This window comes from Mannheimia varigena, assembly GCF_013377235.1.
GTDB lineage: Bacteria > Pseudomonadota > Gammaproteobacteria > Enterobacterales > Pasteurellaceae > Mannheimia > Mannheimia varigena.
This window is the reverse complement of the sequence record NZ_CP016226.1, coordinates 231,303-246,417: the sequence shown is the minus strand read 5'-3', so window position 1 is coordinate 246,417 and position 15,115 is coordinate 231,303. Positions and strand designations below refer to the sequence as shown.

The window sequence follows — 15,115 nt, the reverse complement described above, 5'->3', positions numbered from 1 at the left end:
CCGCTTGTATCGGCTCAATTATTTAAATTGTTTTAAGAAACGTAAGTCATTTTCGAAGAATGAACGCAAATCCGTTACATTGTAGCGTAACATTGTTAAACGCTCGACTCCCATACCAACCGCAAAGCCGCTGTACTCTTCAGGATCGATGCCCACGTTACGCAACACATTCGGGTGAACCATTCCGCAGCCTAACACTTCTAACCATTTGCCGTTTTGACGCATTACATCCACTTCCGCCGAAGGCTCGGTGAATGGGAAGAATGATGGACGGAAACGCACTTGTAAGTCTTCTTCAAAGAACGCTTTTAAGAAATCGTGGATCAACCCTTTTAACTCAGTAAAGTTTGCTTTTTTATCCACATAAAGCAGTTCGATTTGGTGGAACATTGGTGTATGGGTTTGGTCGTAATCATTACGATATACACGCCCCGGAGCCACAATGCGGATTGGTGGTTTAACATTTTCCATCGTACGGATTTGTACGCCGGAAGTTTGGGTTCTCAACAAACGTTTTGCATCAAACCAGAAGGTGTCGTGATCGGCACGAGCTGGGTGATGGGCAGGAATATTTAACGCATCAAAGTTGTAGTAATCGGTCTCGATTTCCGGGCCGTTTGCCACCGTAAAACCTAACTCAGAGAAGAATTTCACCACACGCTCAATGGTGATAGAAACCGGGTGCAAACCACCTAATTCGGTTTTACGCCCCGGCAATGAAACGTCAATGCTTTCATTCGCTAATTTGGCATTTAATTCTGCCGCTTCTAAGGTCTCTTTTTTCGCATTTAATGCTTCTTGGGCAATCTGTTTGGCATCATTAATTTTCTGACCCACTGCCGGACGCTCTTCTGCCGGCACATCACGCAAACCTTGCATTAAGGCAGTGAAATGTCCTTTTTTGCCGAAATATTCTACTTTTAACGCTTCTAATGCGGCGACATCGTTTGCTGCATTTACTGCTTCAACGGCTTGTGCAACCAAACTCTCTAAGTTCTGCATTCTATCCTCTAAAATTTTTACTGATGAAAATTACCGAAATAATAATACTTTAGCAAACAAAAGTAAATGAAAGGCTGTGCTAAATTGTTGATTTTTAAGGTAAAGAAAGCGGTTAAATTTCGCAGAAAAATTGAAAAACAGACCGTTTGTGAACGAAATTAGCATTCTCTGAAAAATAAGGGTATGATTACGCCAAATATTCACCTCAATCTAAAAGGAAACGCTATGTTTAACATTACGAAACAACAAGTTTTAGACGCTTTTAATTTCCGCTCGGCGTGCCGCCATTACGACACCAGCAAACAAATCAGCAAAGAAGATATGGATTACATTTTGGAATTGGGGCGTCTTTCACCAAGTTCCGTTGGTTCTGAGCCGTGGAAGTTTTTGGTGCTTCAAAACCCTGAAATTCGTAGCAAAATCGCTCCTTTTACGTGGGGAATTAAACACCCAATGGAAGAAATGAGCCATTTAGTCATTATTCTAACTCGTAAAAACGTGCGTTACGATTCTGCCTATATGCGTGAAAACTTGGTGAAACGTGGTTTAACGGACGAACAAATTGAGGCCGCAATCGCTCGCTACAAATCGTTCCAAGAAGACGATATGAAATTGCTCGAAAATGAGCGTACCTTATTTGACTGGAGCACCAAACAAACCTATATCGCGTTAGGCAATATGATGACAGGGGCGGCTTTAATCGGTATTGACTCTTGTCCGATTGAAGGGTTCCATTATGATAAAGTCAATCAAATTTTAGCAGATGAAGGCTTATTTGATCTTAATGAATATGGTATTTCGTGTATGGTAACCTTTGGTTATCGTAACAAAGATATTAAGAAAAAATCACGCAAATCAACCGAAGAAGTGATTGAGTGGATTGAATAATTTATACTGAAATCCATAAAAAAGGGCGATAGAATCGCCCTTTTTTATCTATTTTATTCAGGTTTTACCCATTTATTGGTAATTGTGCCTGCCACCATTGCACCGTTTACATTTAATGCGGTACGTCCCATATCAATAAGAGGTTCAACAGAAATTAATAATCCCACTAATTCAATTGGTAAGTTTAAGGTTGATAATACTACAATCGCGGCAAATGTTGCTCCGCCACCAACACCAGCAATCCCAAATGAAGAAATCGCTACCACTAAAATCAGCGTTAAAATGTAATTTAAACTAAAGGGATCAACGCCGACTGTTGGTGCAATCATTACCGCTAACATCGCAGGATAAATTCCCGCACAGCCATTTTGCCCAATAGTTGCACCAAAAGTGGCCGCAAAGTTTGCAATTACACTGTGATTGCCTAGTTTGTTCGTTTGCGTTTCAATATTCAGCGGGATCGTTGCCGCACTTGAACGAGAAGTAAAGGCAAAACTGAGGGTTGGTAATACTTTTTTGTAATAATCTAAAGGATTTACTTTAGCTACGAACAGCAAAATACCGTGTACTACAAACATTAATGCCATTGCGATGTAAGAAGCAACAATAAAACTGCCTAAATTTACGATATCGCTCCATTGCGAAGTTGCTGCCATTTTGATCATTAATGCAAACACACCGTAAGGCGTTAGACGAATAACAAAACGAACTAAACGCATCACTAATTTATTTAGGGTCTCTACACCTAGAGCAATACGCTCACCTAAATCTCTATCTTCTTTCCCTAAACTTAATGCAGCAAAACCTAATAAGGCAGAAAAAATAACCACGCTAATGATTGATGTTGGATTTGCTCCCGTTAATTCTAAGAACGGATTTCTTGGAATAAAAGAAAGTAACATTGCCGGTACAGATAAGTTACTCACTTGCTCTGCTCGTCCAACGACTTTTTCTTGTGCGGCAATTTCACGTGTGCCGGCTACTAACCCTTCTGCTGAAAGATCGAATAGATAAACCAAAGCAATGCCGATAACTGCAGAAATTGCTGTAGTAACTAATAATACTGACAACACACCAAAACTGATTTTGCCTAATGCTCCCGCCTCTTTTAAGCGAGTAATTGCAGATAGAATTGAAACAAAGACAAGCGGCATTACGATCATTTGTAATAAACGTACATAGCCATTACCGACTAAGTTAATCCAATCTAAAGTTGAATCAATAATCGGCTTTTCGTAAAAAGTTTGTAAAATCACACCGCTTGCAAGACCTAAAACTAACCCGATAAATACGGTTTGTCCTAGTTTTTGCGTAGATTTATAAATTCTTGCTAATAAAAATAAAATAGCGACAAAAACCGCTAAATTTAAAATAAGCACAGAGCCTCCTAAAAATAAGTCTGTATAATAAAAAAATACCGCAAGCCTATTATGTTTGCAGCATTTTTAAAAGATCATTTATTACTTTAATATAATAAAAAGTTATAACAACTCCCAGCTAAGGTTAGAAATTAAACGGCAATGATCGCATTTAAAATGAAAAATATCGTGTAATGGAGATGCCAACTTCCACTCGCCATTACAAGATGGACATTTCCTATTGTGTTCTTCCATTTCATCGGTACCTAAGCGATAGAGATAATAAAAAGTTGGAATCTGCGTTTTTTCTTCCACTTGTTTGCATAAATCTAAGCCGGATATTGCCAATTCACTTCTATTATCCGAGATCTGCATTAACGCACTTTCTTCTAAAATAGCTCCTTTCATTTGCAAGAGATCACACGCTTGCCAATTCTGCTGCCAATCTAATAATGCTTCACTCAACACTTGATCTTTCAAACGATAAAGCGGAATAGGGGCAAATTGCTCGCCATCATAAAGTGGTGAACAGGTATCTAGATGCGTTGTGTATAGAATTTGGAATTTAGGTTGTTTACTATGGCTCGTTTCCTCGCCTTGATAATCACGACCAACAATTTCAAAACTAGTAAAAGTTACACCATTTTCGACCGCTTGTAATAGTGCTTCATTTACTTCATCACTGCTATTAGCTGGCAATAAACTATCTTGCTCTGGTGTGCAAACTCTGGCTTGAAATTCTGTTTGATGAAAGGTTATCGGCATTTCTCTGCCGATAACTTGCCCATTATATAGCCACTGATTTAAAACCTGCCCAATTAACGTGACAGGGTCTTGTTCAAAATGTTGATAACTAAAATGAACGATAACTTGATACATTAAATATTCTCTGCCATATCTTGAAATTCTTGCTTAACCACTGTGGTCGGTTCTTGATGAATAATCACTTTTGACATTGGAAAAGCTTCTAACAATTTCTGCTCAAGGCTATCGGTAATATCGTGAGCCACCAATAGTGTTAAATGATCATCTAACTCCAAATGCAGTTGGATAAAACGTACTGCCCCTGCTCGGCGAGTTTGAATATCGTGAATACCTAAAATATTTGGGTGATGAGAGGCAATTTCTTTAATTTGCTCAATCTCTTCATCGGGTAATGATTTATCGAGTAAGGTTTGTACCGCTTCCCAAAACATTTTTACCGCATTGAAGGCGATATAAAGAGCAATACCGATAGCAAAAATCGCATCTGCATAAATAAAACCTGCTCCGTTAAGTAACATTGCTACCAAAATCGCCGCATTCATAAATAAATCGGTTTGGTAGTGCAGAGAATCAGCCTCAATGGCAGGACTTTGAGTAATTTCTACCACATAACGTTGGTATAACACTAAAATCGCCGTCGCCATAATGGAGACAATACTCACAATTACCCCGATATGGGACTGATTAATTAATCCTGGATTTGTTAGTTTATGGAAGCCTTGTAATAGCAAGAACGCCGCCGAACCAGAAATAAAGGCACTTTGAGCCAGTGCAGCTAAAGATTCAGCTTTACCGTGTCCGAAGGCGTGATTATCATCGGCAGGTTGCAATGCAAAACGTAGCACTAAAATATTAGTAAGAGAGGCGAACAGATCTACAACCGAATCCGTCATTGCTGCTAAAATGGAAATCGAGCCTGTTTGCCACCAGGCAAAGGCTTTAATAAGGATAAGTGAAACCGCAACAATAATCGCAAAATTGGCGGCTCGTTTCACTAATTTGTTATAATTTTCTGTCATTTTCTACATTCAACTAACCAAGCAAGTTGATTAAATTCAAAAGCAAGTTGTGCTATTGCTTGGTTGTAAGCGGTCAAATTTTTCGATTTTTTTGCAAGTTCTGTTTTATTTAACGATCTTTTATCTGAAAATTGGATCTGCCCATACCCACAATCCAAATTACGCCCACGCGTTACTTCTAGCATTACATTATTAAAACGTTCTGTTGGTGGATAGATTACGCTACTTTGGAGTTCATTTTGTTTAATTTTAAAATTCGCAATCACATCTTGTTGTTTAGCAAAACTGGATTGACGAAAAACGGCTCTCTGCTCTAACGTTTGGTTTTTGCTGTTTTTATCTAAGAAAAATAGAATGCCTTTATCCCAATTTTCAGGATTTTTCGTTCCGATTTCTGGCAAATAAAGTAAATGCTGCATTTCATCAAGCTGATTGGCTGTTACTTTAGTATAGATTTGCCCTTGAAAATCCACTTTTTCTGGCACCGCAAATTGCGAGCTTTGGCTAGCACAACCTACCATAATCAAAATAGTAGGGGCGAATAACATTCTCCCGCTAAATAAACGCTTAATCATTTTGTTCTTCTCGCTTGAATACCAACTCTGTTGCGGTTGAACTTTCCTCATCAAACCAATAACCACCGTAGTTAAACTGTTTGAGTTGCTCCATTTTAGTTGGTTGAGTCTCTAACATAAAGCGAACCATCATTCCCCTTGCTTTTTTCGCATAGAAGCTGATCACTTTATATTTACCGTTTTTCTCATCTAAAAAAACCGGCTTGATGATTGTTGCATTTAGATTTTGAGACTTAACTGCTCCATAATATTCATCAGAAGCAAGATTAACTAAAATATCATCGCCTTGTTCGTCAATCGCTTTTTGTAAGTTTTCAGTAATAGTATTTCCCCAAAATGCGTACAGATCTTTGCCTTTTGAATTAGCTAATTTTGTTCCCATTTCTAAGCGGTACGGCTGCATTAAATCTAACGGTTTTAATAAACCGTATAAGCCTGAGAGCATACGCAAATGATTTTGGGCGTATTCAATTTGTTCTTTATTTAGCGTTTCTGCATCTAGCCCTGTATAAACATCACCTTTAAAGGCAAAAATTGCCGCTTTTGCATTTTGTTCGTTATGTTCAAGTTGCCATTCGGCAAAACGTACCACGTTAAGAGCTGCCAGTTTATCGCTAATCGACATTAGACTCCCTACTTCCGCAGGCGAAAGTTGTTTGCAAACATCAATTAGCTCTTGGCTGTAAGCGGTCAAATTTGGCTGAGAAAATGCAAATCCGTCAATTTTGCCTTCAAAATCAAGGGTTTTGGCTGGGGAAATAATGGCTAACATAATGATCTCTGTTTGAAATGAAATGATGGCTATTTTAGCATACAGGTAAAAACAGAAAAGGCAGGAAACCCTGCCTTTTTCTTGAAAACGAAAATAAAATTAACGTTTTGAGTATTGCGGACGACGACGTGCTTTGTGTAAACCCACTTTTTTACGTTCAACGCGACGTGCGTCACGAGTAACGAAGCCTGCAGCACGTAATGCTGGGCGTAGAGTTTCATCGTATTCCATTAATGCACGCGTGATACCGTGACGGATCGCACCTGCTTGACCAGAAATACCACCACCAGTTACAGTGATGTATAGGTCTAATTTATCTGTTAACTCAACTAATTCTAATGGTTGACGTACGATCATACGTGAAGTTTCACGACCGAAGTAAACCTCTAAAGAACGTTGGTTGATGGTAATGTTACCACTGCCCGGTTTGATAAATACACGAGCTGAAGAGCTTTTGCGGCGACCTGTGCCGTAGTTTTGATTTGCTGCTGTCATTTTTCTGCTCCGTGATTAGATGTCTAAAACTTGTGGTTGTTGTGCAGCGTGGTTATGTTCGTTACCTGCGTAAACTTTTAATTTACGGAACATTTCACGACCTAAAGGACCTTTAGGTAACATACCTTTAACTGCGATCTCGATCACTGCTTCTGGACGACGTGCAATCATTTCTTTGAAGGTTGCATCTTTGATACCACCTACGTAGCCAGTGTGCCAGTAGTAGATTTTATCAGTTTCTTTTTTGCCAGTTACTGCTACTTTCTCTGCATTGATAACGATGATGTAATCACCTGTATCAACGTGCGGAGTATATTCAGCTTTATGTTTACCGCGTAAACGGCGTGCTAATTCAGTAGCTAAACGACCTAAAGTTTTACCTGTCGCATCTACTACATACCAGTCACGTTGTACTGTTTCTGGTTTTGCTACAAAAGTTTTCATTAATTAAATACCAAAATTTAAAGTTTATAACCCAATTCCTAAACAGGAATTACCTATGACGGTAGAATCTAACCCCTTCGAGTCAATTCTGACCAAACTGCTTGGCGGGAAAACCAAGCAAAACAGGGTGGCAAAATTATACAGACTTTTTAGTCAAAAATCTAATATTTTTTAGACTTATTCTTTAAAATTGAACCTACATCACATTTTAATCATTTGGAGCTTTTCAAATAAAGTCTGAAATGTTAAAAATATCACATAAATTCACGCAAGACAAAGGAGTTTATGATGGAACAATGGACAAGTGATGTTTGGGCAGCCATTGCTGCTGCCTTTATTGTAGGTACAATTGTAGGTTGTACTTTAGTAAGAGTTTTCCATAGCAATGTCAGAAAGCAGCACGAATTGGAACGAGAGCTGAAACAGGCTAAAACACAAGTTGACGAACAAAAACAACAGCTTGAACAGCATTTTGAACAATCAGCTCAGTTACTCTCTACCTTAGCGACAGATTATAAGAAACTGTACGCTCATTTAGCTCAAAGTTCTGAAAAATTGTTACCAGAAAATGCTAAAAATATCGAGTTTTTCCAACAAGCTAAATTACCTGTGCAACCAGAAAAAACAGAAGAAGGTCAGCCAAGAGATTATTCCGAAGGTTCATCAGGCTTACTAAAATCGTAAAATTTTATGAAAAAATAACCGCTTGTAATGATGAATTACAAGCGGTTTTTGCTATTTGCTCTCTAGAGCTATTCACTATCTAGCTCTCTCATTATTGTTTCTTGAAGCTGAAGCTGCTCTTGCTTCGAAAGTGCTTTTCCTTCAGCATTACTTACTACAAAGAAATCCTCTACTCTCTCGCCAATAGTCGTAATTTTCGCATTCAGCAAATTCAAGTTTAATCGATTAAAAATATAACCAATTTGAGCCAATAATCCTTCTCTATCTAGCGTAAACAACTCAAATTCAGTTTGCTGCTTTGGCGATTGAGGGAGAAAACGTACCCTTGTTTTACGTTTAAATGAAGCATGTTTAACAGGCTTTTTAATAAATTTAGCTTGATTATTCGGCATTTCTAACATTTTTATTAAAGATTGCTGAATTTGCCGGCTTCTTTCATCGGTTAAATCTTCCCCATTACGTTCAGTTACGATAAAACTGTCTAGCACCAAGCCATTTTCCGTGGTAATAATTTGAGCATCGTGAATACTGATTTTCTTTTGACTAAGCAAATGTGCAATGCGAGCAAACAGTTGCGGCTGATCTTGGCAGCAAATGAAAATTTCTGTGCCACCTCGTGCGTATTCATTGCTTACCAAAACCATCGGCAATTTTTGATTTTTAATATAACTTAATGCATGCCATACCAGTTGCGTTGGTTTATGGCGTAAAAAATAGCCCTGTGGACAAGGTTGCCAAAAAGCCACTAATCGTTTTCTTTCATCAGCAGAAAGTACAAACTTCATTAGTTCCAATGCTTGTAGGCGATTCTCTTTTGCTACCATTTCATAGTCTAAATTTTCAGCTAATTGCTGTAATGTAAACTGGTAGAGCTGAGTAAATAGAGAGGCTTTCCAATCGTTCCACAAACTTTCACTAGTTGCACAAATATCAGCAACTGTTAAACAAAGTAGTGAAGATAAAGCGGTCGGATTTCTCACTTTTTTTGCAAATGCACGCACAACTTCAGGGTCGTGAATATCACGCCGTTGAGCAGTTATCGACATCGTCAAATGTTCTTCTACCAACCACGCCATATAATCAGTTTGCTCTTGATTGAAACCGTGTAATTTAGCAAACTCACGCATATCTTCCGCCCCAACTTTGGCGTGTTCGCCTTCTCTGCCCTTTGCAATATCGTGAAAAAGTGCAGCAAGATAAATCAAGGCATGATTATCGGATAATTGCGAAAATAAGCTATAACAGAGAGGGAAAAGAGGCTGCTGAGCCTTTTCAGTAAAGTTTTCCAAATTTAACATCACACGGATAGTATGTTCATCTACCGTATAAATATGGAACAGATCAAACTGCATTAAGCCTTCAACCCCTTTCCATTGCGGTAAATAGGCGTTTAAAAAGCCCAGTTGGTGCATTGGTAAAATCGCTCTAGAAACAACTTTAGGTTGAAAAAAAAGCTGAATAAATTTTTCTCGCATTTCCTTGTTGTCGCAAAGTGGCTGCTCTTGTTGCTGGAGAGATAAACGTAGTTGCCTTAACGTATCCGCACTCGCATTCAGTTGCGGAAAGTGAGTAAGATGAAAGAATAAATCTAACACTGCCGTTGGCTGATATTTGAAAATACGACGTTCTTCAATAAATATCATCTGATTTTGCTGATAAAAATGCAGATCAAGCGGTTGTTTTTCACCCATTTTTTGCAAATTCAACAAATGCGCTTGCTCGAAGCTACTAAGCAGTAATTGGCTTAGTTGAGAAATAGATTTTGTAGCTTGAAAGTAATCTCGCATCATCATTTCAACTGCTTGATTGCCTTCGCCTTTATAACCTAAAAATTCGCTTAATTGTAGCTGTCTATCAAATCTCAAGCGGTTATCGTAACGTTTAAGTTGCAAATGAAGTGCAAAACGCATACGAAAAAGTACCGCTTGTGCTGCCGTTAATTCTTTGTACTCTTCGAAATAGAGTAAGCCTTTATTCAATAAGTCTAAGAATGAATGCACACCGTATTGGCGTAGCATAATCCAAGAGATCAAATTCAGATCTCGCAACCCACCAGGGCTATGTTTAAGATCAGGCTCAAGGTTGTAACTCGTATTGTGATAGCGTGCGTAACGGGCGTTTTTTTCGTCTATTTTTGCATTGAAAAACGCCTTAATTTCCCAGAAATCTGGCTGATATATTGCCTCTTTTAACCTAATCCAGAGCTGATGATTGCCGAATAAAAAACGCCCCTCCAGCATATTGGTAGCAACTGAAATTTCGGCTTTACCGATAGCAATACATTCATCAAGCGTTCGAACACTTGTTCCTAGTTGTAATTTGCTATCCCATAGCAAATTAAATAATGTATTCAGCACTTGTTGCGTTGGTTCGTCTAACGGCTTTTCAGATAGCACTAAAATATCCAGATCGGAAAGCGGAAACATTTCCTCTCGCCCATAACCACCAACAGCTAATAAAGCCATATCTTCTCGATTTTCTAGCCCAAATGCTTGCCAAAGAGTATGCAGAATATCGTCATAAAAATGGCTACGCTCAGCGAGCAATTCAAGCACATCAGTAGTTGAAAACGCGGCTTTCTGCTTTTCCGTGAATTTAGCTAAAAGCGTTTTTAATTCGTTACTATTATTCATCATTCATTCATCCAAAATTTTCAAAATAATAGGCGATTTATTTTGCTTTGCCTATATTTATTTTTAGGCAACAAGCTATAATGCAATCTCATTTTTTAATAAGAAGGATAATTTATGACTCTTGCTCTTGCCGCTATTATCGGCGGTTTAATAGTGTTAGTTTGGAGTGCAGACCGTTTTGTTGAAGGTGCAGCCTCTACGGCTAAACATTTTGGTATGACACCACTTTTAATTGGGATTGTGGTAATTGGCTTTGGTACGTCAGCACCTGAGATGATTGTTTCCGCCTCGTCTGCATTAAGTGGCTCACCCGGCATTGCACTCGGTAATGCGTATGGCTCAAACATTACCAATATCGCTCTTATTTTAGGTTTAACCGCAATCATTAAACCGTTAATGGTAAATTCTGATGTGTTGAAAAAAGAGTTACCGATTTTAATGGCAGTAACCTTACTTTCTGCTTATTTAGTGTATGATGCTAATGTAACTCAACTTGATGCAATCATTTTACTTGCCGTATTTGCAGCTTATATGACCTGGACAGTGGTTACGGCAATGAGAAGTAAAAATGATGCGCTAGCTATTGATGTTGATGCAGAATTAGCCGAGAGTTCAGAAATGAGCTTAGGTAAATCCATTTTATGGTTGATTATTGGCTTAGTGCTATTAGTGGTTAGCTCACAATTCTTAGTTTGGGGTGCGGTTGAAGTAGCGAAATTCTTTGGTGTGAGTGATTTGGTGATTGGTTTAACCATCGTAGCAGTGGGCACATCGTTACCTGAATTAGCTTCATCTATTGCTGCTGCTCGTAAAGGCGAGGTTGATTTAGCCTTAGGCAATATCATCGGTTCTAACTTATTTAATACTCTTGCAGTAGTAGGTATTGCAGGTGCTATTAAGCCAATGCAAGTAACAGCTGAAGTATTCTCTCGTGATATTGTTATTATGTCTGTTCTAACCTTCTTAATTTTTGTGTTTGGCTTGAATATATATCGCCGACCGGAAGGTGGAAGAATTAATCGCTTAGAAGGATTTATCCTTTTTGCAGCTTATGTGGGTTATAACTTCTATCTGTTTAAAACTGCTATCTGATATAAACTAAAAGAGCCACAAATGTGGCTCTTAATCTTTCTATTTAAGCATTACGTTGTTCAAATTCTTTCATAAATTCAATTAATGCTTTAACCCCTTCAATTGGCATTGCGTTATAAATTGAAGCACGCATTCCACCTAACACTTTATGTCCTTTCAAGGCTTGTAAGCCACAAGCAGTCGCTTCACTTACAAATTTTGCATTTAATTCATCATTACCCGTGGTAAAGGTTACATTCATCAATGAGCGGTTTTCTTTTGCAACTGTATTGTAATAGAATTTTGAGCTATCTAAATAATCATATAACAATGCTGCTTTTGCTAAGTTATGCTCTTCTGTAGCTTTTAATCCACCTTCTGCCAGTAAGTGTTTGAATACTAATGAACACAAATACCAAGCAAAAGTAGGTGGCGTATTAATCATTGAATCCGCATCACGCTGAACCGCATAATTCCAAATAGAAGGCGTATCTTTACGAGCGTTACCAATTAAGTCATCACGAATAATCACGATAGTAATTCCTGCCGGGCCTAAATTTTTCTGAGCCCCTGCATAAATCACACCAAATTTGCTGATATCAATGCCACGAGACAAAATATTTGATGACATATCTGCAACTAATGGCGTGTTACCTACATTCGGAATATCAACAATTTCAACACCGCTAATAGTTTCGTTTGTGCAATAATGTACATAATCATATTGCTCAGCAATATCGCTAAAATCTAAGCGCTTTACTTTTAATTGTGGGTCAGTCTCTAAAATATTAATTTCATCAATTTCAGTGAAATTACGGGCTTCTTTCGCAGCAGTTGCCGACCAATGCCCTGAATTTAAATAAAGAGCTTTGCCTTTTTGGCCCATCAAATTCATTGGAATCGCAGCAAATTGCCCTCTTGCTCCACCTTGCAAAAAGAGAATGCGGTAATTTTCTGGCACGTTATAAAGTTTACGTAAATCCGCTTCAGACTGAGCCGCCAGCTCCATAAATAATTTGCCACGATGGCTCACTTCCATTACCGAAGTGCCTTGATCTAACCAATTTAATAATTCTTGCTGTGCTTTCTCTAACACTTTTTTCGGCATCATTGCCGGACCTGCACTGAAGTTATAAACCTCTCCCATTTTTCACCTCTTGTATTAAAAATAATGGTTATATTCTATCCGAAAAATTGTTCAATACTAGAGTAAAACTGAAAAATTTATTTTCCTAAAACAAAATTAATATAATCGGAGAAATATTCACTGTAACAATATATTACAAGCGGTTAATTTTCTATTCTTTTTGTAAAAAATTATATAAATCAAACCGCTTGTCTAAAAAATGCACTTTACATCGTGATCTTTCTGGATACATCAAGTAAAATACGCACGACTTCAAATTAGAAGTTATCCTAAATATTATCAATATGGAGATATTTTATGGCATTGAATAACATTTTAGGTTTATTCGCCCAATCCCCACTTAAGCCGTTACAAAAGCACTCAAACAAAGTGACTGAATGTAGCGAATTATTAGAATCTTTCTTTGATGCAACTTTTGAACATAACTGGGAAAAAGCTGCTGAAGTTCGTGGTAAAATCGTTGATTTAGAACGTCGTGCCGACTCATTAAAACGTGAAATCCGTCTAAAACTTCCTCGAGGCTTATTTATGCCTGTTGAAAGAACAGATTTATTAGAATTGGTAACTCAGTTAGATAAATTAGCAAACTATTCAAGAGATATTTCAGGCCGCATTATTGGTCGTAAATTGGTTATTCCAGCTGAAATGCAACCTCTTTTCAAAAAATTCCTTTCTCGTAGTATCGATGCTTGTCGTCAAGTTCGCAAAGTATTAGATGAGATGGATCAATTATTAGAAACAGGCTTTAGAGGCAGAGAGCTTGACTTTGTCAATAAAATGATCCTTGAACTCGACCAAATCGAAGATGATACCGATCAATACCAAATTACCTTACGCCATACATTACTTGGGTTAGAAAATACGCTTAACCCGATTGATGTAATGTTTTTATATAAATGTATCGAACGTATCAGCATTTTAGCTGACCAAGCTCAACGTATCGGTTCTCGTATTGAATTGATGTTAGCGAAGTCATAGGAGATCAAATGGAACTGATTAATAACTACGGCTTTATTATTATTGTTATTACTGCCATATTTGGCTTTATTATGGCATTCGGTATCGGTGCTAATGACGTAGCTAATGCAATGGGAACTTCTGTAGGTTCAGGCACTATTACTGCTAAACAAGCAGTTTATATTGCGTTAGTGTTCGAATTTTTTGGCGCTTACCTTGCAGGTGGTGAAGTAGCAGAAACAATCAAAAGCGGTATTATTGCAACAGAAAACTTTACAAGTCGCCCTGAAGTTCTTGTAATTGGTATGATGTCTGCTCTATTTGCTGCAGGTATTTGGTTAGTTGTCGCATCTCAAAAAGGCTGGCCTGTTTCAACTACTCACTCAATTATCGGTGCTATTGTAGGTTTTGCTATCGTATCTGTAGGTATGGAAGCAGTACAATGGGGACAATTTGGTGGTATTGTTGGTAGCTGGTTCATTACACCTTTCATTGCTGGTGTGGTAGCTTATTTTATTTTCACTTCTACACAGAAAATTATTTTTGATACCGATGCACCAATGAAAAATGCAGCAAAATATGCACCTTACTATACTGCATTAACGGTATTCATTATCTGTATCGTAACTCTAGAAAAAGGTTTAAAACACGTTGGTTTAGATCTAAGTGGTCTGCAAACTACCATCCTTTCTGCAATCATTTCTTTAATCTGTGCCATTATCTGTATCTTCTATCTTCGTAGTAATGCTTTCAAAGCTAGCCTAAAGGACCAATCTGCATTCAGTGGTGTTGAGAAAGTATTTAGTATCTTAATGCTAATTACTGCTTGTGCAATGGCGTTCGCTCACGGTTCAAATGATGTAGCCAATGCAATCGGGCCTTTAGCTGCCGTAGTATCTATTGTTGACCACGGTGGCGTTATTGAGGGTAAAACCGTTATGGCGCCTTGGGTATTGCCTTTAGGTGCAATAGGTATTGCGGTTGGCCTTGCCGTGATGGGGCATAAAGTTATGGGAACTATTGGTACCGGTATTACAGATTTAACCCCAAGCCGTGGTTTTGCTGCTCAATTTGCTTGTTCAATCACCGTTGTAATTGCATCAGGTACTGGTCTTCCAATTTCAACAACACAAACTCTAGTTGGCGCAGTAATAGGTGTTGCATTTGCGCGTGGTATAGCAGCACTTAACCTTGGTGTAATCCGTAATATTATTGCATCTTGGATTATTACTCTTCCTGCAGGTGCAATACTTGCAATTATCATTTACTACATTTTGAGTGCGATTTTTAATTAATCCACTTACT

At 38.1% G+C, this 15,115-nt stretch carries 15 protein-coding genes; 5 read left to right on the top strand and 10 right to left on the bottom strand.

The window, feature by feature from the left end:
• Positions 1-18: 18 nt before the first annotated feature.
• The gene (gene pheS, locus A6B40_RS01055; RefSeq protein ID WP_025217236.1) at positions 19-1,002 is read right to left on the bottom strand and encodes a phenylalanine--tRNA ligase subunit alpha; all 984 of its coding nucleotides are present in this window, start codon (positions 1,000-1,002) and stop codon (positions 19-21) included.
• A 225-nt stretch (positions 1,003-1,227) separates the two neighbouring features.
• On the opposite strand from pheS, the gene A6B40_RS01050 reads away from it, so the two are divergent.
• Positions 1,228-1,890 carry an NAD(P)H-dependent oxidoreductase gene (locus tag A6B40_RS01050; protein ID WP_025217235.1) on the top strand — a complete coding sequence of 221 codons (663 nt, stop codon included), beginning with the start codon at positions 1,228-1,230 and terminating at the stop codon, positions 1,888-1,890.
• Positions 1,891-1,943: 53 nt separating this feature from the next.
• On the opposite strand, the gene A6B40_RS01045 is transcribed toward A6B40_RS01050, so the two are convergent.
• The 7 genes from A6B40_RS01045 to rplM all read right to left on the bottom strand — a co-directional run bounded on the left by A6B40_RS01045 (position 1,944) and on the right by rplM (position 7,318).
• Positions 1,944-3,269, bottom strand: coding sequence for an L-cystine transporter (locus tag A6B40_RS01045; protein WP_176671303.1), 1,326 nt, complete (start codon positions 3,267-3,269; stop codon positions 1,944-1,946).
• A gap of 102 nt (positions 3,270-3,371) precedes the next feature.
• Positions 3,372-4,127, bottom strand: coding sequence for a Zn-ribbon-containing protein (locus tag A6B40_RS01040; RefSeq protein ID WP_112110908.1), 756 nt, complete (start codon positions 4,125-4,127; stop codon positions 3,372-3,374).
• Positions 4,127-5,032, bottom strand: coding sequence for a cation diffusion facilitator family transporter (locus A6B40_RS01035; RefSeq protein WP_025217232.1), 906 nt, complete (start codon positions 5,030-5,032; stop codon positions 4,127-4,129). The genes A6B40_RS01040 and A6B40_RS01035 overlap by 1 nt, the downstream gene beginning before the upstream one ends.
• Positions 5,029-5,607 (bottom strand): hypothetical protein, encoded by a 579-nt coding sequence (locus A6B40_RS01030; RefSeq protein WP_025247648.1) that lies wholly within the window; start codon positions 5,605-5,607, stop codon positions 5,029-5,031. The genes A6B40_RS01035 and A6B40_RS01030 overlap by 4 nt, the downstream gene beginning before the upstream one ends.
• Positions 5,600-6,379, bottom strand: coding sequence for a peroxide stress protein YaaA (yaaA, locus tag A6B40_RS01025; RefSeq protein ID WP_176671302.1), 780 nt, complete (start codon positions 6,377-6,379; stop codon positions 5,600-5,602). The genes A6B40_RS01030 and yaaA overlap by 8 nt, the downstream gene beginning before the upstream one ends.
• A gap of 99 nt (positions 6,380-6,478) precedes the next feature.
• On the bottom strand, positions 6,479-6,874 hold the full coding sequence (gene rpsI, locus A6B40_RS01020; protein WP_025217229.1) for a 30S ribosomal protein S9: 396 nt from the start codon (positions 6,872-6,874) through the stop codon (positions 6,479-6,481).
• A gap of 15 nt (positions 6,875-6,889) precedes the next feature.
• On the bottom strand, positions 6,890-7,318 hold the full coding sequence (gene rplM, locus A6B40_RS01015) for a 50S ribosomal protein L13 (RefSeq protein WP_025217228.1): 429 nt from the start codon (positions 7,316-7,318) through the stop codon (positions 6,890-6,892).
• A 288-nt stretch (positions 7,319-7,606) separates the two neighbouring features.
• Here rplM and A6B40_RS01010 point away from each other — a divergent pair, with 288 nt between their 5' ends.
• Entirely contained in the window at positions 7,607-8,002 is a 396-nt protein-coding gene (locus A6B40_RS01010; protein WP_025217227.1) for a Z-ring associated ZapG family protein, read from the top strand.
• 68 nt (positions 8,003-8,070) lie between these two features.
• On the opposite strand, the gene glnD is transcribed toward A6B40_RS01010, so the two are convergent.
• Entirely contained in the window at positions 8,071-10,638 is a 2,568-nt protein-coding gene (gene glnD, locus A6B40_RS01005) for a bifunctional uridylyltransferase/uridylyl-removing protein GlnD (RefSeq protein ID WP_176671301.1), read from the bottom strand.
• Between the two features lie 111 nt (positions 10,639-10,749).
• On the opposite strand from glnD, the gene A6B40_RS01000 reads away from it, so the two are divergent.
• Positions 10,750-11,727 (top strand): calcium/sodium antiporter, encoded by a 978-nt coding sequence (locus tag A6B40_RS01000; protein WP_025342661.1) that lies wholly within the window; start codon positions 10,750-10,752, stop codon positions 11,725-11,727.
• Between the two features lie 43 nt (positions 11,728-11,770).
• Here A6B40_RS01000 and serC read toward each other — a convergent pair whose 3' ends face one another.
• The gene (gene serC / locus A6B40_RS00995) at positions 11,771-12,853 is read right to left on the bottom strand and encodes a 3-phosphoserine/phosphohydroxythreonine transaminase (RefSeq protein ID WP_176671300.1); all 1,083 of its coding nucleotides are present in this window, start codon (positions 12,851-12,853) and stop codon (positions 11,771-11,773) included.
• Between the two features lie 297 nt (positions 12,854-13,150).
• Here serC and A6B40_RS00990 point away from each other — a divergent pair, with 297 nt between their 5' ends.
• On the top strand, positions 13,151-13,831 hold the full coding sequence (locus A6B40_RS00990) for a TIGR00153 family protein (RefSeq protein WP_025217223.1): 681 nt from the start codon (positions 13,151-13,153) through the stop codon (positions 13,829-13,831).
• An 8-nt stretch (positions 13,832-13,839) separates the two neighbouring features.
• On the top strand, positions 13,840-15,105 hold the full coding sequence (locus A6B40_RS00985) for an inorganic phosphate transporter (protein WP_025217222.1): 1,266 nt from the start codon (positions 13,840-13,842) through the stop codon (positions 15,103-15,105).
• The last annotated feature ends 10 nt before the right edge of the window (positions 15,106-15,115 follow it).

Coding starts and splice junctions, on each gene's coding strand:
- pheS (WP_025217236.1), bottom strand. CDS start 1,002: ATGCAGAACTTAGAGAGTTTGGTTGCACAAGCCGTTGAAGCAGTAAAT.
- A6B40_RS01050 (WP_025217235.1), top strand. CDS start 1,228: ATGTTTAACATTACGAAACAACAAGTTTTAGACGCTTTTAATTTCCGC.
- A6B40_RS01040 (WP_112110908.1), bottom strand. CDS start 4,127: ATGTATCAAGTTATCGTTCATTTTAGTTATCAACATTTTGAACAAGAC.
- A6B40_RS01035 (WP_025217232.1), bottom strand. CDS start 5,032: ATGACAGAAAATTATAACAAATTAGTGAAACGAGCCGCCAATTTTGCG.
- A6B40_RS01030 (WP_025247648.1), bottom strand. CDS start 5,607: ATGATTAAGCGTTTATTTAGCGGGAGAATGTTATTCGCCCCTACTATT.
- yaaA (WP_176671302.1), bottom strand. CDS start 6,379: ATGTTAGCCATTATTTCCCCAGCCAAAACCCTTGATTTTGAAGGCAAA.
- rpsI (WP_025217229.1), bottom strand. CDS start 6,874: ATGACAGCAGCAAATCAAAACTACGGCACAGGTCGCCGCAAAAGCTCT.
- rplM (WP_025217228.1), bottom strand. CDS start 7,318: ATGAAAACTTTTGTAGCAAAACCAGAAACAGTACAACGTGACTGGTAT.
- A6B40_RS01010 (WP_025217227.1), top strand. CDS start 7,607: ATGGAACAATGGACAAGTGATGTTTGGGCAGCCATTGCTGCTGCCTTT.
- glnD (WP_176671301.1), bottom strand. CDS start 10,638: ATGATGAATAATAGTAACGAATTAAAAACGCTTTTAGCTAAATTCACG.
- A6B40_RS01000 (WP_025342661.1), top strand. CDS start 10,750: ATGACTCTTGCTCTTGCCGCTATTATCGGCGGTTTAATAGTGTTAGTT.
- serC (WP_176671300.1), bottom strand. CDS start 12,853: ATGGGAGAGGTTTATAACTTCAGTGCAGGTCCGGCAATGATGCCGAAA.
- A6B40_RS00990 (WP_025217223.1), top strand. CDS start 13,151: ATGGCATTGAATAACATTTTAGGTTTATTCGCCCAATCCCCACTTAAG.
- A6B40_RS00985 (WP_025217222.1), top strand. CDS start 13,840: ATGGAACTGATTAATAACTACGGCTTTATTATTATTGTTATTACTGCC.